The organism is Novosphingobium sp. 11B (genome assembly GCF_054589055.1).
Map to the genome: position 1 here is coordinate 29,079 of NZ_BAAILP010000332.1, position 23,015 is coordinate 52,093.

Annotated in this window: 21 protein-coding genes; 20 read left to right on the forward strand and 1 reads right to left on the reverse strand. The window is 65.3% G+C overall.

The genetic code is table 11. The features are described 5' to 3' along the window. Position 1 precedes the first annotated feature (1 nt). Genes ACYPYD_RS27370 through trhO form a run of 16 tightly spaced genes read left to right on the forward strand, consistent with a single transcriptional unit; the run spans position 2 to position 16,190 of the window. Positions 2-205, forward strand: coding sequence for a hypothetical protein (locus ACYPYD_RS27370; protein WP_232493429.1), 204 nt, complete (start codon positions 2-4; stop codon positions 203-205). Beyond that, positions 198-866, forward strand: a complete 669-nt coding sequence (locus tag ACYPYD_RS27375; RefSeq protein ID WP_459666939.1) for a complex I 24 kDa subunit family protein — start codon at positions 198-200, stop codon at positions 864-866. The genes ACYPYD_RS27370 and ACYPYD_RS27375 overlap by 8 nt, the downstream gene beginning before the upstream one ends. Beyond that, the gene (gene nuoF / locus ACYPYD_RS27380) at positions 866-2,176 is read left to right on the forward strand and encodes an NADH-quinone oxidoreductase subunit NuoF (protein ID WP_036522913.1); all 1,311 of its coding nucleotides are present in this window, start codon (positions 866-868) and stop codon (positions 2,174-2,176) included. Before ACYPYD_RS27375 ends, nuoF begins: the two co-directional genes overlap by 1 nt. Next, positions 2,176-4,194 carry an NADH-quinone oxidoreductase subunit NuoG gene (gene nuoG / locus ACYPYD_RS27385; protein WP_459666941.1) on the forward strand — a complete coding sequence of 673 codons (2,019 nt, stop codon included), beginning with the start codon at positions 2,176-2,178 and terminating at the stop codon, positions 4,192-4,194. The genes nuoF and nuoG overlap by 1 nt, the downstream gene beginning before the upstream one ends. Continuing rightward, positions 4,191-5,237 (forward strand): NADH-quinone oxidoreductase subunit NuoH, encoded by a 1,047-nt coding sequence (gene nuoH, locus ACYPYD_RS27390; RefSeq protein WP_036522919.1) that lies wholly within the window; start codon positions 4,191-4,193, stop codon positions 5,235-5,237. Before nuoG ends, nuoH begins: the two co-directional genes overlap by 4 nt. After that, positions 5,234-5,719, forward strand: a complete 486-nt coding sequence (nuoI, locus tag ACYPYD_RS27395; RefSeq protein ID WP_008833054.1) for an NADH-quinone oxidoreductase subunit NuoI — start codon at positions 5,234-5,236, stop codon at positions 5,717-5,719. The genes nuoH and nuoI overlap by 4 nt, the downstream gene beginning before the upstream one ends. A 28-nt stretch (positions 5,720-5,747) precedes the next feature. Beyond that, positions 5,748-6,365, forward strand: a complete 618-nt coding sequence (locus ACYPYD_RS27400; protein ID WP_008833053.1) for an NADH-quinone oxidoreductase subunit J — start codon at positions 5,748-5,750, stop codon at positions 6,363-6,365. Beyond that, on the forward strand, positions 6,362-6,667 hold the full coding sequence (gene nuoK, locus ACYPYD_RS27405) for an NADH-quinone oxidoreductase subunit NuoK (RefSeq protein ID WP_008833052.1): 306 nt from the start codon (positions 6,362-6,364) through the stop codon (positions 6,665-6,667). The genes ACYPYD_RS27400 and nuoK overlap by 4 nt, the downstream gene beginning before the upstream one ends. 4 nt (positions 6,668-6,671) lie before the next feature. Beyond that, positions 6,672-8,783 carry an NADH-quinone oxidoreductase subunit L gene (nuoL, locus tag ACYPYD_RS27410; protein WP_036522926.1) on the forward strand — a complete coding sequence of 704 codons (2,112 nt, stop codon included), beginning with the start codon at positions 6,672-6,674 and terminating at the stop codon, positions 8,781-8,783. Between the two features lie 4 nt (positions 8,784-8,787). Further along, positions 8,788-10,320: an NADH-quinone oxidoreductase subunit M gene (locus tag ACYPYD_RS27415; RefSeq protein WP_037521769.1), complete on the forward strand. Its 1,533-nt coding sequence runs from the start codon at positions 8,788-8,790 to the stop codon at positions 10,318-10,320. Beyond that, a complete protein-coding gene (gene nuoN / locus ACYPYD_RS27420) occupies positions 10,320-11,783 on the forward strand; it encodes an NADH-quinone oxidoreductase subunit NuoN (protein WP_036522929.1) in 1,464 nt (487 codons plus the stop codon). The genes ACYPYD_RS27415 and nuoN overlap by 1 nt, the downstream gene beginning before the upstream one ends. Next, positions 11,780-12,478, forward strand: coding sequence for a biotin--[acetyl-CoA-carboxylase] ligase (locus tag ACYPYD_RS27425; protein ID WP_036522932.1), 699 nt, complete (start codon positions 11,780-11,782; stop codon positions 12,476-12,478). Before nuoN ends, ACYPYD_RS27425 begins: the two co-directional genes overlap by 4 nt. A gap of 14 nt (positions 12,479-12,492) precedes the next feature. Next, the gene (locus ACYPYD_RS27430) at positions 12,493-13,272 is read left to right on the forward strand and encodes a type III pantothenate kinase (protein WP_459666942.1); all 780 of its coding nucleotides are present in this window, start codon (positions 12,493-12,495) and stop codon (positions 13,270-13,272) included. Beyond that, positions 13,269-14,894 carry a ribonuclease J gene (locus tag ACYPYD_RS27435; RefSeq protein ID WP_459666944.1) on the forward strand — a complete coding sequence of 542 codons (1,626 nt, stop codon included), beginning with the start codon at positions 13,269-13,271 and terminating at the stop codon, positions 14,892-14,894. The genes ACYPYD_RS27430 and ACYPYD_RS27435 overlap by 4 nt, the downstream gene beginning before the upstream one ends. Before the next feature lie 10 nt (positions 14,895-14,904). Next, positions 14,905-15,195 carry a DUF1467 family protein gene (locus tag ACYPYD_RS27440; RefSeq protein ID WP_459667045.1) on the forward strand — a complete coding sequence of 97 codons (291 nt, stop codon included), beginning with the start codon at positions 14,905-14,907 and terminating at the stop codon, positions 15,193-15,195. A 38-nt stretch (positions 15,196-15,233) separates the two neighbouring features. Beyond that, the gene (gene trhO, locus ACYPYD_RS27445) at positions 15,234-16,190 is read left to right on the forward strand and encodes an oxygen-dependent tRNA uridine(34) hydroxylase TrhO (protein ID WP_459666946.1); all 957 of its coding nucleotides are present in this window, start codon (positions 15,234-15,236) and stop codon (positions 16,188-16,190) included. A gap of 143 nt (positions 16,191-16,333) precedes the next feature. Here the strand turns inward: trhO and ACYPYD_RS27450 are convergent, their stop codons facing one another. Continuing rightward, positions 16,334-18,976, reverse strand: a complete 2,643-nt coding sequence (locus ACYPYD_RS27450) for a coiled-coil domain-containing protein (protein WP_459666948.1) — start codon at positions 18,974-18,976, stop codon at positions 16,334-16,336. A 69-nt stretch (positions 18,977-19,045) separates the two neighbouring features. On the opposite strand from ACYPYD_RS27450, the gene ACYPYD_RS27455 reads away from it, so the two are divergent. The 4 genes from ACYPYD_RS27455 (at position 19,046) to ACYPYD_RS27470 (ending at position 23,004) form a co-directional block, all read left to right on the forward strand. Beyond that, on the forward strand, positions 19,046-19,348 hold the full coding sequence (locus ACYPYD_RS27455) for a hypothetical protein (RefSeq protein ID WP_008833042.1): 303 nt from the start codon (positions 19,046-19,048) through the stop codon (positions 19,346-19,348). A gap of 133 nt (positions 19,349-19,481) precedes the next feature. Continuing rightward, positions 19,482-20,663: a hypothetical protein gene (locus tag ACYPYD_RS27460; RefSeq protein ID WP_036522951.1), complete on the forward strand. Its 1,182-nt coding sequence runs from the start codon at positions 19,482-19,484 to the stop codon at positions 20,661-20,663. A gap of 35 nt (positions 20,664-20,698) precedes the next feature. Next, positions 20,699-21,634, forward strand: a complete 936-nt coding sequence (locus ACYPYD_RS27465) for a hypothetical protein (RefSeq protein WP_459666950.1) — start codon at positions 20,699-20,701, stop codon at positions 21,632-21,634. Further along, entirely contained in the window at positions 21,589-23,004 is a 1,416-nt protein-coding gene (locus ACYPYD_RS27470; protein ID WP_459666952.1) for a sensor histidine kinase, read from the forward strand. The genes ACYPYD_RS27465 and ACYPYD_RS27470 overlap by 46 nt, the downstream gene beginning before the upstream one ends. Positions 23,005-23,015 lie beyond the last annotated feature (11 nt).

Below are 23,015 nucleotides of genomic sequence, written 5' to 3' on the forward strand. Positions count from 1 at the left end.
TGTGACGAAGTTCAACACTGTAGAAATGATCCGTATCTGGGCGACCCTCACGGGTCTGTTCCTCATCGGCCTCTACTTCGTCGTTCTTTGGCTCGGGATCGCTCCCTCGCCGATGATCGCCATGCTGGCGACTGCCATCGGTGGCTTCGAGATTTTCTTTTTCGGCCAGGATCAGTGGCTGAAGCGCAGAGGTAAGCATGGCTGACCGCTATATCGAACCCGATACGCCCGAATTGCGGGCCCGTTGGGGTAATTTTGCCTGGACCGAGGCGAACGCCGCCAAGGCCAAGGACATCGTCGCGCGCTATCCCGAAGGGCGCCAGCGCTCGGCGGTGATGCCGCTGCTCGACCTTGCCCAGCGCCAGGTCGGTGCCGAAGAGAACACGCAGGGCTGGCTGCCGATCCCGGTGATGGAATATGTCGCGGCTGAGCTCGACATGCCGATCATTCGCGTGGTCGAGGTCGCCTCGTTCTACACGATGTACAACATCGCGCCGATCGGCCGCTTCCACGTGCAGGTCTGCGGCACCACGCCGTGCATGCTGCGCGGTTCGGACGATCTGCTGGCGACCTGCAAGTCGCGCGGCATGAAGAAGGGCCACATCTCGGAAGACGGCCTCTGGTCGTTCACCGAGGTCGAGTGCATGGGCAACTGCGCCTCGGCCCCGATGGTCCAGATCAACGACGACAACTACGAGGACCTGACCTCGGACCGCCTGAACGCCGTGCTCGACGCATTGGCGCGCGGCGAGACGCCGAAGGCAGGCACGCAGGACCCGGCCCGTCACACCGTGGAGCCGGTGGGCGAGCCGACCAACCTCGTCGCCATGATGACCGAAAACCATGACTATCGGAGCGAGTGGTAATGGCTCTCCTCGATAAGGATCGCATCTTCACCAACCTCTACGGCTTCCAGCCGTGGAACCTGAAGGAAGCGCAGGCGCGCGGCGCCTGGGACAACACCAAGGACCTGATCGCGCGCGGCCGTGACGCCATCATCGACGAGATGAAGGCATCGGGTCTGCGCGGTCGCGGCGGTGCGGGCTTCCCCACCGGCATGAAGTGGTCCTTCATGCCCAAGCAGCCGCCGCTCGACCAGAACGGCAACCCCAAGCCCAGCTTCCTGGTCATCAACGCGGACGAATCCGAACCGGGTTCGTGCAAGGACCGCGAGATCATGCGCCACGATCCGCACCTTCTGTTCGAAGGCGCGCTGGTGGCCGGTTTTGCGATGGGCGCGCGCGCGGCGTACATCTACATCCGCGGCGAATACATCCGCGAGGCCGAAGTGCTCTTCGCCGCGCGTGAGGAAGCCTACGCGGCGGGCCTGCTCGGCAAGAACGCGGCGGGTTCGGGCTACGACTTCGACGTCTTCGTCCATCGCGGTGCCGGCGCCTACATCTGCGGCGAAGAAACCGCGATGATCGAAAGCCTCGAAGGCAAGAAGGGCCAGCCCCGCCTGAAGCCGCCGTTCCCGGCCGGCGCGGGCCTCTACGGCTGCCCGACCACGGTGAACAACGTGGAATCGATCGCGGTGGCGCCGACCATCCTGCGTCGCGGCGCCTCGTGGTTCTCCTCCTTCGGGCGTGAGAACAACAAGGGCACCAAGCTCTTCCAGATCAGCGGGCACGTGAACCGTCCCTGCGTGGTCGAGGAAGAGATGTCGATCCCGTTCAGCGAACTGATCGAGCGGCATTGTGGTGGCATTCGCGGCGGCCGCGACAACCTGCTGGCGGTGATCCCCGGCGGTTCATCGGTGCCGCTGGTACCGTCCGCCGACATCTGGGACGCGCCGATGGACTTCGACGGCCTCAAGGCTGTCGGCTCGGGCCTTGGCACTGCCGCCGTCATCGTCATGGACAAGTCCACCGACATCGTCCGCGCCATTTCGCGCCTCTCGTACTTCTACAAGCATGAGAGCTGCGGCCAGTGCACGCCGTGCCGTGAAGGCACCGGCTGGATGTGGCGCGTGATGGAACGCCTGCGCACCGGCGACGCGCATGTCGAGGAAATCGACATGCTCCAGCAGGTCACCAAGCAGGTCGAAGGCCACACCATCTGCGCGCTCGGCGATGCAGCCGCGTGGCCGATCCAGGGCCTCATCAAGCACTTCCGTCCCGAGATCGAGCGCCGCATCGAAGCGCGCCACGGCTCGCTGCAAGAGGCTGCAGAATAATGCCTAAGGTAAAAGTAGACGGCGTCGAGATCGAGGTCCCTGCAGGCGCCACCGTGCTGCAGGCCGCCGAACTCGCCGGCAAGGAAATCCCTCGCTTCTGCTATCACGAGCGCCTGAGCATCGCCGGCAACTGCCGCATGTGCCTGGTCGAAGTGAAGCCCGGACCGCCCAAGCCGCAGGCAAGCTGCGCGCTGCCCGCCACCGAAGGCCAGGAGATCCGCACGGATTCCGAAATGGTCAAGAAGGCGCGGGAAGGGGTCATGGAATTCCTTCTCATCAACCACCCGCTCGACTGCCCGATCTGCGATCAGGGCGGCGAGTGCGACCTGCAGGACCAGTCGGTCGCCTACGGTCGCGGCGGCTCGCGTTACCACGAGCACAAGCGCGCGGTAACCGAGAAGTACATGGGCCCGCTCATCAAGACCACGATGACGCGCTGCATCCACTGCACCCGCTGCGTGCGCTTCTCGGAAGAGATCGCCGGCGTGGACGAGATCGGCGCGCTCTATCGCGGCGAGACGATGCAGATCACGACCTATCTGGAGAAGGCCGCGCATCACGAGATGTCGGCCAACGTGATCGACCTGTGCCCGGTCGGCGCGCTCACCAGCCGTCCCTATGCCTTTGAAGCGCGTCCGTGGGAGCTGAAGAAGACGCTCTCGATCGACGTTTCGGACGCGACCGGCGCCAACATTCGCATCGACGCGCGCGGCCGTGAAGTGCTCCGCGCACTTCCGCGCAACAACGACGACGTGAACGAGGAATGGCTGAGCGACAAGGCGCGCTTCCAGGTCGATGGCCTGACCAAGCGCCGCCTCGACAAGCCGTTCCTGCGCCGTGACGGCAAGCTGGTCCAGGCCACCTGGAACGAGGCTTTCGCTGCTTTGTCGACCCTGAACCCCGGTGCCTCGATCGCGGCTGTCGCGGGCGACATGGTCGATTGCGAGACGATGTTCGCCGCCAAGGCGCTCGTCGGTGCGCTCGGCTCGACCCTCCTCGAAGGTCGCCAGACCGGCATGGACTACGACACGTCGAGCCTGGCAGCGGTCAACTTCAACACCACCTTCAACGACATCGAGACGGCTGACGCTATCCTGATCGTCGGCTCGATGGTTCGCTGGGAAGCGCCGACGGTCAACGTCCGTCTGCGCAAGGCCGTGAAGCGCGGCGCCAAGGTGTTCCTCATCGGTCCGGAGTGGGAAACCACCTTCGGCGGTGAATTCCTCGGCGAAGACCTCTCGCTGATCGGCAACCTGCCGGGCCACGTCGCGGACACCCTTTCGGGCGCCAAGCGTCCGGCGGTGATCCTGGGCGGCGCGGCTCTTGGCCGTGGCGGTCTGGAAGCCGGCCTTGCCCTGGCAGGCCAGCTCAACCTCGTCCGCACGCTGGAAGACGGCACCGCCTGGAACGGTTTCAACGTCCTGCACATGGCCGCTTCGCGCATGGGCGGCCTGATGCTCGGCTACGCGCAGAAGGGCGGCATCGCCGACCTCGCCGCCGCCAAGCCCAAGGTCCTGATCTCGCTCGGTGCCGACGAAGTGGACTACACCAAGTTCGCGGACTCGATGATCGTCTACATCGGCCACCACGGTGACAAGGCGGCGCATGCTGCCGACGTGATCCTGCCCGCTTCGGCCTACACCGAAAAGGCCGGCACTTACGTCAACACCGAAGGCCGCGTGCAGTTCGCCGACAAGGCCGTCTTCGCGCCCGGCGACGCGCGTGAGGACTGGACGATCCTGCGCGCACTGGCCGACGCCTTCGGCGTCTCGGTTGGCTTCGACAGCTTCGACCAGCTTCGCGCCGCCATGGTTTCGGCAGTCCCGGCACTCGGCGTCGAGGGGCTGGCCAACTACGGCAGCGCGCTCCCGGCGGGCGGCGGTTCGGCTTCGGGCGCGATCGCTTATCCGATCAAGGACTTCTACATGACCAACCCGATCGCGCGCGCCAGCGCGACGATGCAGCGTTGCTCGGCTGAGCTGCTGCACGGTGAAGAGTTCGCGGAGGCCGCGGAATGACTTCGTTCTTCCAGTCTCTCGGCATGCCCTTCGAAGGGGCCTGGCTGCTCTCCACCATCTGCGGCATCCTGTTGATCGCGCTGCCGCTGATGCTGGCCGTCGCGATGATCATCTACGTCGACCGCAAGATCTGGGCCGCCATGGCACTGCGCCGTGGTCCCAACGTGGTCGGTCCGTTCGGTCTGCTGCAGTCCTTCGCGGACGGCCTCAAGGTCTTCCTGCAGGAAACCATCATCCCTTCGGCCGCGAACAAGGGTATCTTCCTGATCGCGCCGGTCGTCACCTTCACCGTGGCACTGATGGCCTGGGCGGTGATCCCGTTCAATTCGAACGCGATCCTGGCCAACATCAACATCGGCCTGCTCTACGTTCTCGCGATCAGTTCGCTGGGCGTCTACGGCACGATCATGGCGGGCTGGGCTTCGAACTCGAAGTACCCGTTCTTCTCGGCGATGCGCGCTTCGGCGCAGATGATCTCCTACGAAGTCTCGATCGGTTTCATCCTGATCTGCGTCGTCCTGTGGGCGGGTACGTTCAACATGAACGGCATCGTCCTGGCGCAGAAGGGCCACGTTTTCGGCATCATCAACGGCTTCGTCGCGAACCCGCTACTGTTCCCGATGTGGGTGATGTTCCTGGTGTCGAGCCTTGCGGAAACGCAGCGCGCGCCGTTCGATCTTACCGAAGCGGAATCCGAACTCGTCGCCGGTTACCAGACCGAATATTCGTCGATGGCCTTCGCCGCCTATTGGCTGGGTGAATATGCCAACGTGCTCCTGATGTGCGCGCTCAACGCGACGCTGTTCTGGGGTGGCTGGCTGCCGCCGCTCGATATTCCCGTGCTCTACCTGATCCCGGGCTTCGTGTGGTTCCTGCTCAAGATCTTCTTCTTCTTCTTCGTGTTCAGCTGGGTCAAGGCGACGGTGCCCCGTTACCGCTATGACCAGCTGATGCGCCTGGGCTGGAAGGTCTTCCTCCCCGTTTCGCTCGCTTTCGTCGTGATCGTCAGCGGCTACCTCATGGCTACCGGACACTTCGCATGACCGTCGCATACCTCATCAAGAGCTTCACGCTCTGGGAGTTCGTGAAGGCGCACTGGCTGACCTTGAAGTATTTCTTCAAGCCCAAGGCGACGATCAACTACCCGTTCGAGAAGAACCCGCTTTCGCCCCGCTTCCGCGGCGAGCACGCCCTGCGCCGTTATCCCAACGGCGAGGAACGCTGCATCGCCTGCAAGCTGTGCGAGGCGATCTGTCCGGCGCAGGCGATCACCATCGAGGCGGCGCCGCGAGTGGACGGTTCGCGCCGCACCACGCGCTACGACATCGACATGACCAAGTGCATCTACTGCGGCTTCTGCCAGGAAGCCTGCCCGGTCGATGCCATCGTCGAAGGGCCGAACTTCGAATACGCGACCGAAACGCGCGAAGAACTGCTTTACGACAAGGCCAAGCTGCTGGCGAACGGGGACAAGTGGGAGCGTGCTATCGCCGCGAACCTTGAAGCCGACGCGCCGTACCGTTAACCGGCGCGCGCAAGGAAACGGGCTTCCCATGATCCATATTATCGCCTTCTACCTCTTCGCGGTGATGACGGTGGCCTCCGGCGCCATCACCATCCTCTCGCGCAACCCGGTGCATTCGGTGCTCTGGCTGATCCTGGCGTTCTTCAACGCCGCCGGCCTGATGGTGCTGACCGGCGCCGAGTTCATCGCGGCGCTGCTGGTCATCGTCTACGTCGGTGCGGTCGCGGTGCTGTTCCTGTTCGTCGTCATGATGCTCGACATCGACTTCGCCGAACTGCGCGCCGGTTTCGTCCGCTACTTCCCGTTCGGGGCGCTGGTGGCGATCGTGCTGCTGGCCGAGATCGTGCTGGGCATCGGTGCCTACCGCGCCGGTAACCTGGAACTGGGTACGCCGGACGGTACTGCCGCCACGGCTGCGGGCCTCTCGAACATCGAGGCGATCGGCGGACTGCTCTACAGCCGCTACCTGTTCCTGTTCGAGGCCGCGGGCGTCATCCTGCTCGTCGCCATGATCGGTGCCATCGTGCTGACCCACCGCCAGCGTAACGACACGCGCGGCCAGAAGATCAGCAAGCAGAACCAGCGCCGTCCGCAGGACGCGACGGTCAACGTCAAGCCTGAAATCGGCAAGGGGGTCTCGCTGTGATCGGCGTCGAACATTACGTGGTCGTGAGCTCGATCCTCTTCGTGCTCGGCGTCCTCGGCATCTTCATCAACCGCAAGAACATCATCGTCATCCTGATGTCGATCGAACTGATCCTGCTTGCGGTGAACATCAACCTCGTCGCGTTCAGCGCCTTCCTGCACGACCTGACTGGCCAGATCTTCGCCATGTTCGTGCTGACGGTGGCGGCCGGCGAGGCCGCAGTGGGGCTTGCTATCCTCGTGATCTACTTCCGTGGCCGCGGCACCATCGCCGTCGACGACGTCAACCGGATGAAGGGGTAAGTCCGTGTCGATCTACCTCATCGTCTTTCTGCCGCTGCTGGCGTCGATCCTTGCCGGGTTCGCGAACAAGTCGCTCGGCTTCGTCGTGCCCAAGGTGCTGACGACCGGCGCGCTGTTCATCGCCTGCGGCCTGTCCTGGCCGATCTTCATCTCTTTCCTGACCGGCAGCGCTGAAGCCAGCGTCTTCCCGGTTCTGAAGTGGGTCGCATCGGGCACGATGACCTTCGACTGGGCTCTGCGCGTCGATACGCTCACCGCCGTCATGCTCGTGGTCATCACCTCGGTCTCGGCGCTCGTGCACCTCTATTCGTGGGGCTACATGAGCGAGGAGCCGGATCAGCCGCGCTTCTTCGCGTACCTCTCGCTGTTCACTTTCGCCATGCTCATGCTGGTGACGGCGGACAACCTGGTGCAGATGTTCTTCGGTTGGGAAGGCGTGGGCCTGGCCTCGTACCTCCTGATCGGCTTCTGGTTCCGCAAGCCCTCGGCAGGCGCCGCCGCGATCAAGGCCTTCGTGGTCAACCGCGTGGGCGACCTCGGCTTCATGCTCGGCATCTTCGGTACGTATCTGGTGTTCGGCACTGTCTCGATCCCCGAGATCCTGCATGCCGCGCCGTCGATGGCCGGTTCGACCATCGGCTTCCTCGGCCACCGGTTCGACACCATGACGGTGCTGTGCCTGCTGCTGTTCGTGGGCGCGATGGGCAAGTCGGCGCAGCTTGGCCTGCACACCTGGCTTCCCGACGCGATGGAAGGCCCGACCCCGGTGTCGGCGCTGATCCACGCGGCCACCATGGTCACCGCGGGCGTCTTCATGGTCTGCCGTCTCTCGCCGATGTTCGAGCAGAGCGAGACCGCGATGCACGTCGTCGCCGTGATCGGTGCCTGCACCTGCTTCTTCGCCGCCACGATCGGCTGCACGCAGTGGGACATCAAGCGCGTCATCGCCTATTCGACCTGTTCGCAGCTGGGCTACATGTTCTTCGCGGCCGGTTCGGGCGCGTTCGGTGCGGCCATGTTCCACCTGTTCACGCACGCCTTCTTCAAGGCCCTGCTGTTCCTCTGCGCCGGTTCGGTCATCCACGCGATGCACCACGAGCAGGACATGCGTTTCTACGGCGGTCTGCGTAAGAAGATCCCGATCACCTTCTGGACGATGACGGCGGGTACGCTGGCCATCACCGGTGTCGGCATTGCCGGCGTGATCGGCTTCGCGGGCTTCTACTCGAAGGACGCGATCCTCGAAGCGGCCTTCGGTTCGGGCAGCCAGGTCGGCACGTTCGCCTTCTGGATGGGCATTTTCGCCGCGCTCATGACGAGCTTCTATTCGTGGCGCCTGGTCTTCCTGACCTTCTTCGGCAAGCCGCGCTGGAACCAGTCGGAGCACGTCCAGCACGCTGTGCATGACGCCCATGGCCACGGTCATGACGATCATGCCCACGACGCGCACGGTCACGATGACCACGCTCATGATGCGGCGCATGATGACCACGCCCACGCACCTGCCGAACTCGGCATGCGCGGTCCGGACTATGGCGACCATGGCGACGGCACGGGTGGCTATCACCCGCACGAAAGCCCGCTGGTGATGCTGCTGCCGCTGCTGATCCTGTCGGTCGGCGCTGTAGCTGCCGGTTTCGTCTTCAACCATGCCTTCGTCTCCGAAGGCGAGGGCGAGTTCTGGAAGGGCGCGCTGGTCTTCCACGAGCACCTGATCCACGCCATGCACGGCGTTCCGATGTGGGTGAAGTGGGCGCCGTTCACGGTCATGGCCATCGGCTTCGTCACCGCCTGGTACGGCTACATCAAGAACACCGCGTTCCCGAAGGCGGTCGCCGACCAACTCGGCCCGGTCCACACCTTCGTCTACCGCAAGTGGATGTTCGACGAGCTCTACAACACGATCTTCGTCAAGCCTGCCTTCTGGCTGGGCGGCGTGTTCTGGAAGGTGCTCGACATCGGCGTGATCGATCGCTTCGGTCCCGACGGTGCGGCGGCTGTCGTCGCCAGGGGTTCGACTTACGCGCAGAAAGTCCAATCGGGCTATCTCTACAGCTACGCTCTTGTCATGCTGCTGGGCCTTGTCGGCGCCATCAGCTGGGTGATCGCGGGATAAGATGATGACTGGTTTTCCGATCCTCAGCCTGATGCTGCTGGTGCCGCTCCTCGGCGCACTGGCATGCCTCTTCCTCGAAGCGAAAGCGGCGCGCACCGTCGCGCTGCTCGCAACCCTCGTCGATCTCGTCCTCGGCATCGCCCTGTGGATGAACTTCGACGTGGGCGGCGCCCAGTGGCAGTTCACCGAGCGCCTGAACATCTTCTCGGGCTTCACTTACGCTCTCGGCATCGACGGCATCGCCCTGTTGCTCATCATGCTCTCGGTATTCCTCATGCCGATCTGCATCGGCGCGAGCCGCTCGATCGAGAAGCGCGTGGGCGAATACATGGCCGCCTTCCTGCTCGTCGAAGTGTTCATGCTCGGCGTGTTCATGGCGCAGGACATGTACCTGTTCTACATGTTCTTCGAAGCCGGTCTGATCCCGATGTATCTCATCATCGGCATCTGGGGCGGTGCGGACCGCATCTACGCTTCGTACAAGTTCTTCCTCTACACGCTGCTCGGCTCGGTGCTGATGCTCGTCGCGATGCTGTGGATGGTCCACACGGCCGGGACCAGCGACATCCCGACGCTGATGGCCTACGACTTCGACCCGCATGTCCAGACCTGGCTGTGGCTCGCCTTCTTCGCCAGCTTCGCGGTGAAGATGCCGATGTGGCCGGTCCACACCTGGCTTCCCGCCGCGCACGTTCAGGCGCCGACGGGCGGCTCGGTCATCCTGGCGGGCGTGCTGCTGAAGATGGGCGGCTACGGCTTCATCCGCTTCTCGCTGCCGATGTTCCCCGAAGCCTCGGTCTATTTCGGACCTCTGGTGTGGGGCCTGTCGATGGCCGCCGTCGTCATCACCTCGCTGATTGCGCTGGTGCAGAGCGACATGAAGAAGCTGATCGCCTATTCGTCGGTCGCGCACATGGCGATCGTCACCATCGGCCTGTTCGCCTTCAACGTGCAGGGCCTCGAAGGCTCGATGCTGGTGATGCTCAGCCACGGTCTGGTCGCAGGCGCGCTGTTCCTGTGCGTCGGCGTCATCTATGATCGCCTGCACACCCGCGAGATCAGCCGTTACGGCGGCCTCGCGATCAACATGCCGCGTTACGCCGTGTTCTTTCTGCTGTTCACGATGGCCTCGATCGGCCTGCCGGGCACCAGCGGGTTCGTCGGCGAATTCCTGAGCCTCGGCGGCATCTATCAGGTCTCGACCTGGACGGCGCTGATCTGCACCACCGGCATCATCCTGGGCGCGGCCTACATGCTGTACCTCTACCGCCGGGTCGTGTTCGGCGAGCAGAAGAACGCCGATGCTGCCGCGATGCCCGACCTCGACGCCCGCGAACTGGCGATGGTCATCCCGCTCGCGCTCGCCGCGCTGTGGATGGGTGTGTATCCCGAGAGCTTCATCGCTCCGATGCGTGCCGACATCGCCGCGCTCGACGCGCGCCTCGCCCGTGCCAAGCCGGCCGGCGACAGCGCGCCTACACCTGGAAAAGCTAAGCCTGCGCACGAAGAAGCCGCTGCGCATGGGGGGTCACACTGATGGACTGGTCGCACTCCCTGCGCCTGATCGCGCCGGAAGAAACGCTGAGCATTGCAGGTCTGATCCTGCTTCTGATCGCCGCCTGGGGCGGTGACAAGGCAAGCCGCCTGATCTCGATCCTTGCCGTCACGGCGCTGGTCGGGGCCGCATTCCTCGTTGCCCCCGCGCTGTGCGGCGGGCACATGGGTCCGGACTACTCCGCGTTCTTCGGCCAGGTTCACGCCGATGCCTTCTCGGCCTTCGGCAAGATCCTGATCTACCTTTCGGCCGCCGCCACGCTCGTCGTCGCGCCTGCCTTCTTCGAGCGCCTCGGCGCGATGCGGGCCGAGTTCCCGATCCTCGTGATCTTCGCGGCGGTCGGCAGCGGCATGATGGTGTCGGCGGGCGATCTGCTGGCGCTGTACATCGGCCTCGAAATGAACTCGCTGGCCGCCTACGTGCTGGCCGCCTTCGTGCGGACCGACGGACGCTCGGCGGAAGCGGGCCTCAAGTACTTCGTGCTGGGCGCGCTGGCCTCGGGCATCCTGCTGTTCGGCATGAGCCTGACTTACGGCTTCACCGGCACCACCTCGTTTGCGGGCATCAACGCCGCGCTGGCCGGTGGCCTGTCCAACGGCGCGCTGTTCGGCATCGTGTTCATGCTGGCGGGGCTTGCCTTCAAGATCAGCGCCGTGCCGTTCCACATGTGGACGCCGGACGTCTACGAAGGCGCGCCGACCCCGGTGACGAAGTTCTTCGCCACTTCGGGCAAGGTCGCGGCCATCGGCCTGACCATGCGCGTGATGCTCGATGCCTTCGGCGACCAGTCGGACGCATGGCGCCAGATCATCGTCTTCGTGGCGCTCGCCTCGATCGTGGTTGGTGCGCTGGGTGCGATCGGTCAGAAGAACATCAAGCGCCTGATGGCCTATTCGTCGATCAACAACGTCGGCTTCATCCTCGTGGGCCTCGCTGCGGCGAACCCGCAGGGTGCTTCGGCGATGCTGTTCTACCTCGTGATCTATGTCGCGATGACCGTTGCGGGCTTCGTCACCGTGCTGATGCTGCGGGACGAGAACGGCGACAACGTCGAGGAAATCGGCCAGTACGCGGGCCTCTCGCGCACCCGTCCGGGTCTTGCCGCTGCGCTGGCATTCGTGATGTTCAGCCTTGCCGGTATCCCGCCGATGTTCGGCTTCTGGGGCAAGTTCCTGGTGTTCAAGGCTGCCGTCGATGCGAACATGATGCCGCTCGCGGCGATCGGCTTCGCGGCCTCGGTGATCGGCGCGTTCTACTACCTGAAGGTCGTCAAGGTGATCTACTTCGATGAGCCGGTCGATGCCATCAAGTGGAAGAGCGACGTGTGGCACAAGGCGATCCTGGTCGTGACCTGCCTGTTCATCTCGCCGCTGGGCTATCTGCTGAGCGGATGGCTGCAGGGCCTGACGGACACTGCCGCGACCGCGCTGTTCCACACGCTTTGATCGAAATCGTAGCAGAAACGGGGTCCACGAATCAGGATCTCGCGCAGCGGCTCTCCGGCGGTGAATACCTGCCAGAGGGCCGCTGGCTCGTTGCGGACCGGCAGAATGCGGGCAGGGGGCGTCTTGGCCGCGTCTGGGATGACGGTGCGGGCAATTTCATGGGCTCGACCGTGGTGCGCATCGCGCCGGGCGACCCGTCGCCTGCCACGCTGGCGCTGCTGACGGGCCTTGCGGTTCACGAGGCGCTGTCCCGCTTCGTCAGTTCCGGCTTGATGCTCAAGTGGCCGAACGACCTGCTGCTTCACGAAGCCAAGGTCGCGGGCATCCTGCTGGAGATGGTTTCGGGCGTGGTCATCGTCGGCATCGGTGTGAACCTCGTCCATGCGCCCGAAGTCCCGGGTCGCCGGACCGCTGCGCTGGGCGAGCTGGCCCCCAGCCGCGATATCTTCGCCGAGGCGCTGGCAGCCAGCTTCGACACCGAACTGCAGCGCTGGCGCTCGGTCGGCCTTGCCCCGCTGCTGCGTCGCTGGCAGAGTGCGGCACACCCGCAGGGAACCCCGCTTCGGGTGCTTCCGCCCGGTGAAGACGCGGTCGAAGGTGCGTTCGCGGGACTGGCGGAGGACGGAAACCTCCGCCTCGCCCTGCTTGACGGATCGATCCGGACGATCCACGCGGGTGACGTCCTGCTCGTATGAGGAACTGAAAGAGCATGCTGCTCGCTATCGACGCCGGCAATACCAATGTCGTCTTCGCGCTGCTGGAAGGTCGCACGATCAAGGGCCGCTGGCGCATCGCCACCGACCCGCGCCGCACGGGCGACGAATACGCCGTCTGGCTGATGCAACTGCTCGCCATTCGCGGCGTGAAGGCGCAGGAAGTCACGCAGATCGTGATTTCCACCGTCGTCCCCCGCGCGCTGCACAACCTCGAGATACTGGCCCGCCATTACTTCGAGATCGAACCGCTGATCGCTGGGCAGGGCAGGGCCGAGTACGGCATCGACATCGACGTGGAACAGCCCAGTTCGCTCGGCGCCGACCGGGCGGTGAACGCCATCGCCGCGCACGACAAGCATGCGGGAGACCTCATCGTCGTCGATTTCGGCACCGCGACCACCTTCGACGTGATAGACTTCAACGGAGCCTACAAGGGCGGCATCATCGCGCCGGGCATCAACCTCTCGCTCGACGCGCTGGTTGGCAATACGGCGAAGCTGCCGCGCATCGCCATCGCCGCGCCCAAGAGCACCAGCGTCGTCGGCCGCAACACCGAGGATCAGATGCTGATCGGCGTCTTTTGGGGCTACGTCGCGATGATGGAGGGCCTGATCGCCCGCATCCGCGCCGAGATCGGCCGCCCCGCCAAGGTCATCGCCACGGGCGGCCTTGCCGTCCTGTTCGACGAGGCCACCAATATTTTCGATGCCGTTGACGCGGATCTCACGATCGACGGCCTCGCCATCATTGCCGAAAGGGCAGCTTCTAAGTGATTCCCGGTAAGGAACTTCTATTTTGTGCGCTCGGCGGTTCGGGCGAAATCGGTATGAATGTCAATCTCTACGGCTGTCAGGGCAAGTGGCTGATGGTCGATCTGGGGATGACGTTCTCCGGTAACGAATACCCCGGCGTCGACCTGGTCTTCGCCGACCTCGAATTCATCGAGAACGAGCGCGAGAACCTGCTCGGCATCGTCCTGACCCATGCGCATGAAGATCACATCGGCGCGGTCCCGTACTTCGCCGAGGAACTGGGCGTGCCGCTCTATGCGACGCCGTTCACCGCCAAGCTGGTCGCCGCCAAGCTGGAAGAGGCGGGCATCCTTGACCGGGTCGAACTCAACGTGGTCGATGACCTGGAGAACTTCCAGATCGGCCCGTTCGGCATCCGCTACGTGCCGCTGGCGCACTCGATCGCCGAAGGCAACGCGCTGCTGATCGAGACGCCGTATGGCCGTATTTTCCACACCGGCGACTGGAAGCTCGACGACGAGCCGCAAGTCGGCACCCCGGCCACTCAGGCCGAACTGACCGCCATCGGCGACGAGGGCGTGCTGGCGCTCGTCTGCGATTCCACCAATGTGTTCAATCCCGAGGCTTCGGGTTCTGAAGGTGACGTCTACCGGGGCCTGCTGGCCGAAGTGAAGAAGCACAAGGGCCGCCGCGTGCTGGTGACGACTTTCGCCTCCAACGTCGCGCGCCTGCAGACGCTGGGCGATGTCGCGAAGAAGACCGGCCGCCAGCTGTGCGTGGCGGGCCGCTCGCTCGACCGCATCATCCAGACTGGCCAGTCCTGCGGTTATCTCAAGGACTTGCCCGACCTCGTCGATCCCGACACCGCGATGGACCTGCCGCGCGGCGACGTGCTGATCGTCGCCACCGGCGGTCAGGGCGAACCGCGCGCCGCACTCGCCCGCGTGGCCGAGGGCAATCACCCGATCAAGCTCGACAAGGGCGACGTCGTGCTGTTCTCCAGCCGTCAGATTCCCGGCAACGAAATCCAGATCGGCCGCATCCAGAACCGTCTGGCCGAGCAGGGCGTCATCGTCGTCACCGATCGTCAGAGCGAAATCCACGTCTCCGGCCACCCCGGTCGTCCCGAACTGGAGGCGCTCTATTCGTGGATTCGTCCGCAGATCCTGCTGCCGGTCCACGGCGAAATCCGCCACATGAAGGAGCAGGCACGTCTCGGCGTCGCCAGCGGCATTCCCAAGGCGATCTTCCAGAAAAACGGCGATCTCGTGCGCCTCGCGCCCAGTCACCCGGGCAAGTTCGGCGAAGTGCGCGCGGGCCGTCTGGTGCTCGACGGCGACATCATCGCGCCCGCTGACGGCGAGGCGATCATCATGCGCCGCCGCATCGCCTTCAACGGCGTCATTTCAGTGGCAGCGGATCGCAAGGGCAGGGTCGAAATCTCGGCGCTGGGCCTGCCGCTCGACGAGGACTACGCTGGGTTCGTCGAGGAAGCCAGGCGCGACGTTGCCGAGGCGCTGAAGCGCGCGGGCAAGGCGGATCGCGATACGCGCTCCGAAGCCGCGCGCCTTGCCGCTCGCCGCGCTGCGACGCGCTGGTCGGGCAAGAAGCCGCAAGTGCAGGTGCTGTTGCTGGAGGATTGATGCGATGGCGATGAACTGGACCTCGATGATCGCGATCTACGCCCTGTTCTGGGTGCTGAGCGCGTTTATCGTCCTCCCGGTCGGCTTGCGCACGCCCGACGAGGTGGAGGGCCATGTCATCGAGAAGGGCCACGCCTCCAGCGCGCCGGTGAACTTCCGCCCGAAGCTGGTCGCGCGCCGGGCGACCATCGTGGCGGTGGTGCTTTTCGGGCTCTACTACGCCAATTATGCGAACGGGTGGATCACCGTGGACGACGTGAACCTGTTCGGGACGCCGCCGGTCAAGGATCTCGGCTACTGAGCTTTGGCTTTGGCGTCGTTCCGCGCTAGAGGCACGCCATGGAACCACTGGATACCAGCGCGCCGCGTCTGTGCGTGGCGGCGCTTTACTGCTTCACCCGTTTCGACGACCCGGCCGCGCTGAAGGCGCCGCTCGAGGCGCTATGTCATGAGCATGGCGTTCGCGGCACCTTGCTGCTGGCGGGAGAAGGCATCAACGGGACCATCGCCGGGACCGACGCCGGGATCGATGCGATCGTGGCGCATGTGCGTGGGCTGCCGGGCTGCGAGGGCGTGGACGTCAAGTTCTCCGACGCGCCGCACATGCCGTTCCACCGCATGAAAGTGCGCCTCAAGCGTGAGATCGTGACGATGGGCCAGCCCGACATCGACCCGCTGGCGATCGTGGGCACGTATGTCGAGCCGCAGGACTGGAACGCGCTGATTGCCGATCCGGATACGATCGTGATCGATACCCGCAACGACTACGAGGTAGCGGTGGGTACGTTCGCGCGGGCCATCGATCCGCACACGAAGACTTTCCGTGAGTTTCCAGAGTGGTTCCGTAGCGAGCGCGAGCGGCTGCTCGGGCAGGGCAAGGCGCCGAAAGTGGCGATGTTCTGCACCGGCGGCATTCGCTGCGAGAAGTCCACGGCCTTTCTCAAGCAGGAAGGCGTCGAGGACGTCTTTCACCTCAAGGGCGGCATCCTGAAGTATCTGGAGACCGTGCCGGAGGAACAGAGCCTGTGGGAAGGCGAGTGCTTCGTTTTCGACCAGCGGGTGACCATCGGCCATGGGCTGGCACCGGGCAGCTATGAACTATGCCATGCCTGCCGCCGTCCGATCAGCGCCGAAGACCGGGCTTCGGAACTTTATGAGATTGGCGTCAGTTGTCCGGCCTGTCACGGTGAGCGTACCGAGGAACAGCGCGCCGCCTACCGCGAACGCGAACGGCAGGAAAAGCTCGCGGCCCGCCGGGGTGAGGCTCATGTCGGGGCGGTATATCGGGGCGAATAAGGCCGCGACGAGGGCTGAGGTATCTGCCGCAACGCCCTAATATTGTGTCATTGCAAGCATGGTGAAACAATCCCGGGGCGGTTCAGCGCGGCCCTGGATTGTTTCACCATGCTTGCAATGACGAAAGGTCGGTCAGCCCAACCTCACCCGCGCAGGCGCTCGATGCCCTGTGCCAGCGCGACGTAGAGCTTGCCCATGTCCGACGACAGCAGGGTGACGCCAAGGGCGTTTCCGTCTCTGGTCGAGAGCACCTGCCGCAGTATCGATTCGAAATCGTGGATGTAGCGGCTGACGTTGGCCCGGAAGGCGTCGTCACGCTCGAAGACCTGCTGGACGGCCTTGGCCTCGCCGGCGTCGAGCAGGCTTACTGCCCGGCGGGTGAATATGCCCCGGTCGCCACGCAGGTATGCGGCCCAGGCACTGTCCGAGATGTCGCTCGACAGAACCGTGGCAATGTCGATGGCGTTTGAATTGAGCGATTCGGTGATGAACGCGGCGCGGCGGGCAAAGTCGTTGTCGACCTGCTCCGTTGCCTGTTCGCGTGCCTGCGTGACCCTGCCTTCGAGATTGCCGACGAGGTCATCCACCTTGGCGATCTGTTCGCGTAGCTGCGTGGCGGCTTCGCGGGTGACGCCCGAGGCATGAGCCACGGCCTGCTCGAGCTGGCCGGAAATCTCCGAAACCTTGCCGCGCATGGCCTTTTCGATAGCGGCGGCGCTTTCGTCGCCGAGGGTTTCGGCGATGCGCACGATGCGTTCGGCGCTGTCTTCCTCGATCGCGGACACCGTCTCGTCGAGGGTGGTGCCGAGCGCGGCGAGGGCGCCGACCAGGGCGCCTCCCGCCTTGTCGGCGGCCGTCTGTGTGGCCGCGTCGATCTCGCCGAGCGTGTCCTGCAGGCGCCCGAACAAGGCGACGTGATCGGCGCCGCGTGCGGAAATCTGCGCCTGTGCCTGCGAAAGTCCACCGATGAGCGCGTCGAGATCGCGACCGGATACACCGATTTCGGCTGCGACATCCTCGCCGCCCTGTGCCGCTTCGCGCAGCTGCGCAAGCACGCTGCCGAGCCCTTCCTGAATGCGCCGCAGGCGGTCTTCCGAAACCGCCAGCGCTTCGGGAAGGGCACTGCCGGTCTGGCGGGCGCTCGCCTGGATGAGTTCGAGCAGTCGCACGCTGTCTTCGGTGAGCTTCTCCACCTCATCGTCGGTGACCGCGAGCGTGGCGCGCGCGGCAGTGAGGCGATCGGTGAGCGCCGTGAGGCTGATGGACAAGCGATCTTCCGCTTCGCCGGTTTGTGCGGCGATGGTTTCGAGGCGGGCCTCGAAACGGCCGAGTTCGCCGGTGACCGCAGCCGCGCGTTCGGCAAGGGCAGCGGCCTGGATACGGTGCCGTTCGAGCCGCTCGGCGATCGAGGCGTCGAGTTCACCCAGCATGTGGTCGATGCGGGCGATCGCGTGCCGCTCCTGCTCGACCTGGCGCGACTGGCGTTCCTCGGCTTCCATGGCGAGGTGTTCGGCACGAAGGCCGATCGATTCGTCGATCTGGCAGGCTTCGCCGGCGATCGCCGCCAGACGGCTGGCCAGCGCATCGACGGCGGTTTGCTGAGCCTCCATGATGGCGACGCCGGTGGCGGCCTGTTCTTCCGACAGGTTGGAAAGCGACGTACGCAGGTGCTCGGTCGCACGTTCCTCGGCCTGGCGCAGTGCGCGAGAGACGACGTCGCTCTCGTCGCGCAGGGCACCGAGGCGGGCGCGCAGCGAGGTGAGGCTTTCGGCTTCCTGACGGTCGAGCTGGCGACGCCCTTCGTCGATTTCGTCGGTCAGCGTCTTGGCGCGGACGCGAATCGCGGCGAGGGCATCGACCTCGTGCTTGTCCAGTCGGGTGCGGAATTCCTCTCCGCGTTCGTGGAGGGCCAAGAAACGCGCGGTGACGGCCTGTTCGAGCTGTTCGCTGCGGGCGCTGAAGCCGTCGAGCGTCTCGTTGACCTGATCGCGCAAGATCGAAACCTGCCGGGTGCTGGCGGAACCGAACTCGTTGAGCCGGTTGAAGCCGTTGATCATGTCCTCAAGCTGGGCATGGGCGGTGCGACCGGCATTGGCGATGGTGTTGGTGACGTCCTTCGCCGAACTGGCGATGACGGGCAACTGGCCGCGCAGCTTCTCCATGTTGTCGAGCGCGGCGCTGCTGACCGAACTGATCGAATCGACCCGCGCGCCGTTGTCGCGCACGAGTTCCTGCAGGCGTTCGGCATTCTGGGAAAGACGTTCCGCTGCGAGGCGGCCCAGCGTTTCGAGATCGCGAGCCTGCGCGGCGACGAATTCGCGTGCGAGGCTCAACTCGCGGTTCACCGTGGTGAGGCGGCGTTCGAGCAGGGCGGATTCGGCCGAGAGCGTTTGCGCGATATGCCCGAAGCGCCGTGCCTCCCGTGTGCTACGGCGCATCGCGATCAACCAGACGACGCCGACCAGCAGCACGGGCACACACCATTGCATGACGAGCGCGGGAACCGCGGCGAGCGTCAGGCCGGTTTTCATTGCGGGCACTTGCGCGAACAGGAACAGGCCGCTCCATGCGACGACCGCCGCCCCGGCAACGGCGGGCGCGATCCATTCGCGCCCGGAAGAGGGCGTGAAGGATTCGCCGGCATCATCTGCCGCCACCCAGGCGTCGTCCCAGGTTTCGGAGGTGTCCGACTCCGTCGCCGATTCCACGGCGGTTTCCGACATCTGGGTGTCCGACGGCTCGCCGGTGCCCGCGCCGAACGCGATGATCCTGTTTTCCCCAACCATCCAGCCAGGATACCACGTGCACCGGACCGATAAACCCCGGTTTAAGACTTCCGGGATTAAACTGGGGAAATGGCATATGAAGCAGGAGCCCTGGAAGCCACTCTCGCCGCTGCAGCCGGGGGCGATCCCGTACTGATGGCGGAACTGCGAGCGGCCTATATCGAGGGCGTCGGTCGGCAGGTCGATCTCCTCGAGCGGGCGCGGTGCGACGGCAACTGGGTGGTGGCAGCGACGCGGCTGAAGGGGTTGGCGGCGAGCTTTCACTCGGTGCATCTGCTGGGATTGGCACAGGATGCCCTTGATGCCGCGCCGGGTGAGCCTGCCGTGGTGCGCCGCCTCAAGACCTACCTGACGGAGTTTTCCGGAACCTGATCCCCCGTTCAGGCCGACTGCCGGTTTGGTCGGGTACTGGGGTTTGGCACTGGGGCTTGGCACTGGGCTCCGACCTGCCTACATCCTTGGCCGGGGTGCTGGAGTTTCGGATTTGCGCATAGCATTGTTGGCCATGACGGAGCCTGCCGCGACAGGGCAGCCGTTCCCGCGCGCATTCCTGCGCGTTGCAGGGGCGAGCGTGGCGCAGCACCAACTCGGTATGGCGCTGGCGCTGGAATGCCAGCGCGTCATCTGCATGGCGCGCGGCACCACGCCAGAACTGATCGCCCTTCAACACGATGCGGAGGACGCGGGGCTTCAGTTCGGCATTGCGACGGGGGCGGGTCAACTGGCCGGTCTGGTTACGGCCGGAGACGAGTTGATCGTCGTTTCGGAGGGGCTTTTCGCCGATCCGACGGCGGCTGCGGCGCTTCTCGAAGGACGGGCTCCGACCGTGCTGGTTCAGCCGGTCGAAGGCGCGCTTGCCGCCGGTTTCGAGCGGATCGACATCAATCGCGCCACCGCCGGGCTGATGCGCGTGCCGGGGGCGCTGGTCGAGCGATTGCACGAATTGCCGCTCGACGTGGATGCGATCTCGGCGCTGACACGCATCGCGCTCCAGTCCGGCATCACCATGCGCGAGGTTCCGCCTGCGGCGCGGGCGGGGTCAGGCTGGCGTATGGTCCGCAGCGAGGCGGAAGCCTACGCGCTGGAGGACGAGTGGATGCGTACGCGCTTCGCGCAGGAGGGAGCGCGGACGCCGGGACGTACGATCGCGCGCTTTGCGGTCCTGAGCTTCGGATCGTCGCTGCTGCATGCGGGCAATGCCAGCAATGTGGTGTCGGCGGCGGTGCTGGTCATGCTCTTTATTGCGGCGGGTGCGGGCTGGTTCGGCTTCCTGTGGTGCGCCTTCGGGTTCCTGGCGATCGCCTGGCTGCTGGTGGAGGCGAGCAGACTGCTGCGCGCGGCGGAGCGGCACGCGCTGGGCCAGGCATCTCCGGCGATCCCGCGCGCGGACGCACTGGTCTGGCTGGTCGATGTGGTCTTCGCTGCGCTGATACTGCTGGACACGCCGCGCTTTCCGGGGGAGCCGGTGCTGGCCTGGCTGTGCACTCCGGCTGTTCTCATGATGCTTCTGGTGCTGCTGCCGCGCATCGCCGCCGGGCGGTTCGCCGGTCTCTTCGCAGACCGGGCGTTGCTGGGCCTGATCCTCGCGTTCGCGTCCGGGTTCGGGCAGGTGCTGCTTGTCGTGAGGCTACTTTCGGCCGGGCTGGTCGCTGCGGCACTCGTGCTGCCGCGTCGGCGCGACGGCTAACCTCGAATTAACCAGATGCCGGTTAGACGGGTCATATGATCGATCAGGCCGCTCATCCGGCGGATACGCAAGCCGTGGAGGCCGCTCTGCGACGCGACCTCGTGCGCGGTGACGCTGCGGCGGCGTCTGCGCTCCCGGTGCTGCGCTATCTCGTCGCGGCCGAGCAGAACGCGGCCTTGAGCGAGGAGATTCTCGCGCGCGTGAAGGGCATTCTCGCCGACATCGCCGGGCAATTGCTTGACGCCCTGATCGGCAGCGCCGACCGGCGCGCGCATGCTCCCGAGGAAATCGCGGTGCTGACGCGGGCTTTCCTCGATGAGCCGGTGTTGCTGGCGCATATCCACGCCGCCGCGCTGGAATGGCAACTGACCGAACGATTGCAGGAGCGGATCGGTCTAGACCCGGTCGCCTCGCCGCTCATACGCGAACGTGCAGGCTACGGCGATGCCCTGGCGCGCGGCTTCCTTGCGGCTCAGGCGAACTGGAGCCAGGGGCAACGGCGCATGGCTCTGCCCCTGGCGGAACTGCCTGACGCCGTGCTGGAAGCGGTGCTTGCGATCCTGCGTGCGCTTGTCGGTGCCGAACCTGTTCTATCCGAACGCGCGTCTGCGGTCGAAGCGGAGGCCCGGCGTCATCACGCGGCCCACGCCAATCGGCTGCAGTGGGCGGAACACTTGGTCGCCGATCTGGACACCGAGACGGCCTTGTCGATTTCTCATGCCGGGGTCGCGTTGTTCCTGACGGCTCTGTCCTTGCGCTCGGGAGAACCACGCGACGTGGCCGCCACGGCGACGCAACCGGGCCAGCAGGCGCGACTGGCGCTGAGCCTGCTCGCCGCGCAACTGCCCTCCGGTCTTGCCGAGGAGCAGGTGTTGGCGATTCACGCGGGGGCGAACCTTCCGAACGGGCTATCCGGCATCGATGCATGGCGCGCTGCGTCGATCCTCTCGAACGGTGCGACTTCACGATGAGCCCGGGCGAAGGCGCCATTCTGGCCCATGCGACGTGCGACGGGCATGACCGCCTGATCAGCGCCGACGAGCCTCTCGCCGGACTGCAACTGCGCTGTGGCGGCGAAATGCCCGGCACGATCGCGGTGCCGGAATTGCTCGAACTGGTGCGCCGTGCCCGACAAGCGCGCCGCCGCCTGGCTCAGGCGATCAGGGCGCAGGATGGCAACGATACGATTTCTTCGTGGATCGAAGTCGAGCCGGAGGGCGAGGGATGCTCGATCCATGTGCGCAGCTGGCAGACGGCCGCTCTGGATTCCGAGGAAGGCAGTCCGGGCGAACATCGCCGCGCGGTGACCGATCGCCATGTCGCGGAACTGTGTGCATGGCTCGACGCGGGGCAGCGCCTGGTCGCGGTGACGTGCGATTCTCCCGAACTGGCGCAAGTGTCCGCCGCGATGGAGCAAGGCGCGGGGCGCTGCTGGACCGACTTCCTGCCGCCGGAGAACGTGACGCACCAGCAGCCGCTTCACTGGCGACTGCTCGACGGCGCGCCGGTGGTCGTCGCGGGCTCGCCGCGATCCTGGCGCGTCTCGCTGGTGCCGCATATCCGGCCCGGCTTCGAGCCGTCGGGCTTCGAACTGCTGCTGCTTTCCGACGAGGCACCGTCGGACTGGGTGTCGGTAGCGGAGCCTGAAGCGCCGCTGCAGCGCCGCGGACTGGTGGGGCAGGATCTGGCGCCGGTGCTCAAGCAGCCGATCGCGCGGATCGTCGCCAACGCCGAGACCATCCGCACACGCCTCGCCGGACCGCTTCCCGACGCCTATGCCGAATATGCCGGAGAGATCGCCGGCGCGGGCAAGCTGCTGCTGGGTCTGCTGGAGGACATGGCCGATCTGGAAGTCGTAGAGGAGGACGGTTTCTCGACGACGCCGGATTACATCGATCTCGCCGATGTCTCGCGGCAGGCCGCCGGTATCCTGGGCGTCCGGGCGCGGGAGAAAGACATCTCGATCGTGGCGCCGCCGCTCGATGACCATGCCCCGGCTCTGGCGGAATTCCGCCGTGTCCTGCAGGTTCTGCTGAACCTCATCGGCAATGCCATTCGCTACTCGCCGGAAGGGTCGCGCATCGATGTGCGGGTTTCGGTCGAGGGAGGACGCGCCATCGTCGTCGTCGCGGATCAGGGGCCTGGCCTCAGCGATGAAGATCAGCTCCGGGTATTCGAGAAGTTCGAGCGTCTGGGCCGCAGTGGTGACGGCGGCTCAGGACTTGGTCTCTATATTTCCCGGCGACTAGCCCGCGCGATGGGCGGCGAGCTTTCCATCGAAAGCTCGCCGGGGCAGGGTGCCCGGTTCATCCTCGCAGTGCCGGTCGATCCCGACGCCTGACTGGTTTTAGC

Coding starts and splice junctions, on each gene's coding strand:
- ACYPYD_RS27375 (WP_459666939.1), top strand. CDS start 198: ATGGCTGACCGCTATATCGAACCCGATACGCCCGAATTGCGGGCCCGT.
- nuoF (WP_036522913.1), top strand. CDS start 866: ATGGCTCTCCTCGATAAGGATCGCATCTTCACCAACCTCTACGGCTTC.
- nuoG (WP_459666941.1), top strand. CDS start 2,176: ATGCCTAAGGTAAAAGTAGACGGCGTCGAGATCGAGGTCCCTGCAGGC.
- nuoH (WP_036522919.1), top strand. CDS start 4,191: ATGACTTCGTTCTTCCAGTCTCTCGGCATGCCCTTCGAAGGGGCCTGG.
- nuoI (WP_008833054.1), top strand. CDS start 5,234: ATGACCGTCGCATACCTCATCAAGAGCTTCACGCTCTGGGAGTTCGTG.
- ACYPYD_RS27400 (WP_008833053.1), top strand. CDS start 5,748: ATGATCCATATTATCGCCTTCTACCTCTTCGCGGTGATGACGGTGGCC.
- ACYPYD_RS27415 (WP_037521769.1), top strand. CDS start 8,788: ATGACTGGTTTTCCGATCCTCAGCCTGATGCTGCTGGTGCCGCTCCTC.
- nuoN (WP_036522929.1), top strand. CDS start 10,320: ATGGACTGGTCGCACTCCCTGCGCCTGATCGCGCCGGAAGAAACGCTG.
- ACYPYD_RS27430 (WP_459666942.1), top strand. CDS start 12,493: ATGCTGCTCGCTATCGACGCCGGCAATACCAATGTCGTCTTCGCGCTG.
- ACYPYD_RS27440 (WP_459667045.1), top strand. CDS start 14,905: ATGAACTGGACCTCGATGATCGCGATCTACGCCCTGTTCTGGGTGCTG.
- trhO (WP_459666946.1), top strand. CDS start 15,234: ATGGAACCACTGGATACCAGCGCGCCGCGTCTGTGCGTGGCGGCGCTT.
- ACYPYD_RS27450 (WP_459666948.1), bottom strand. CDS start 18,976: ATGGTTGGGGAAAACAGGATCATCGCGTTCGGCGCGGGCACCGGCGAG.
- ACYPYD_RS27455 (WP_008833042.1), top strand. CDS start 19,046: ATGGCATATGAAGCAGGAGCCCTGGAAGCCACTCTCGCCGCTGCAGCC.
- ACYPYD_RS27460 (WP_036522951.1), top strand. CDS start 19,482: ATGACGGAGCCTGCCGCGACAGGGCAGCCGTTCCCGCGCGCATTCCTG.
- ACYPYD_RS27465 (WP_459666950.1), top strand. CDS start 20,699: ATGATCGATCAGGCCGCTCATCCGGCGGATACGCAAGCCGTGGAGGCC.
- ACYPYD_RS27470 (WP_459666952.1), top strand. CDS start 21,589: ATGGCGCGCTGCGTCGATCCTCTCGAACGGTGCGACTTCACGATGAGC.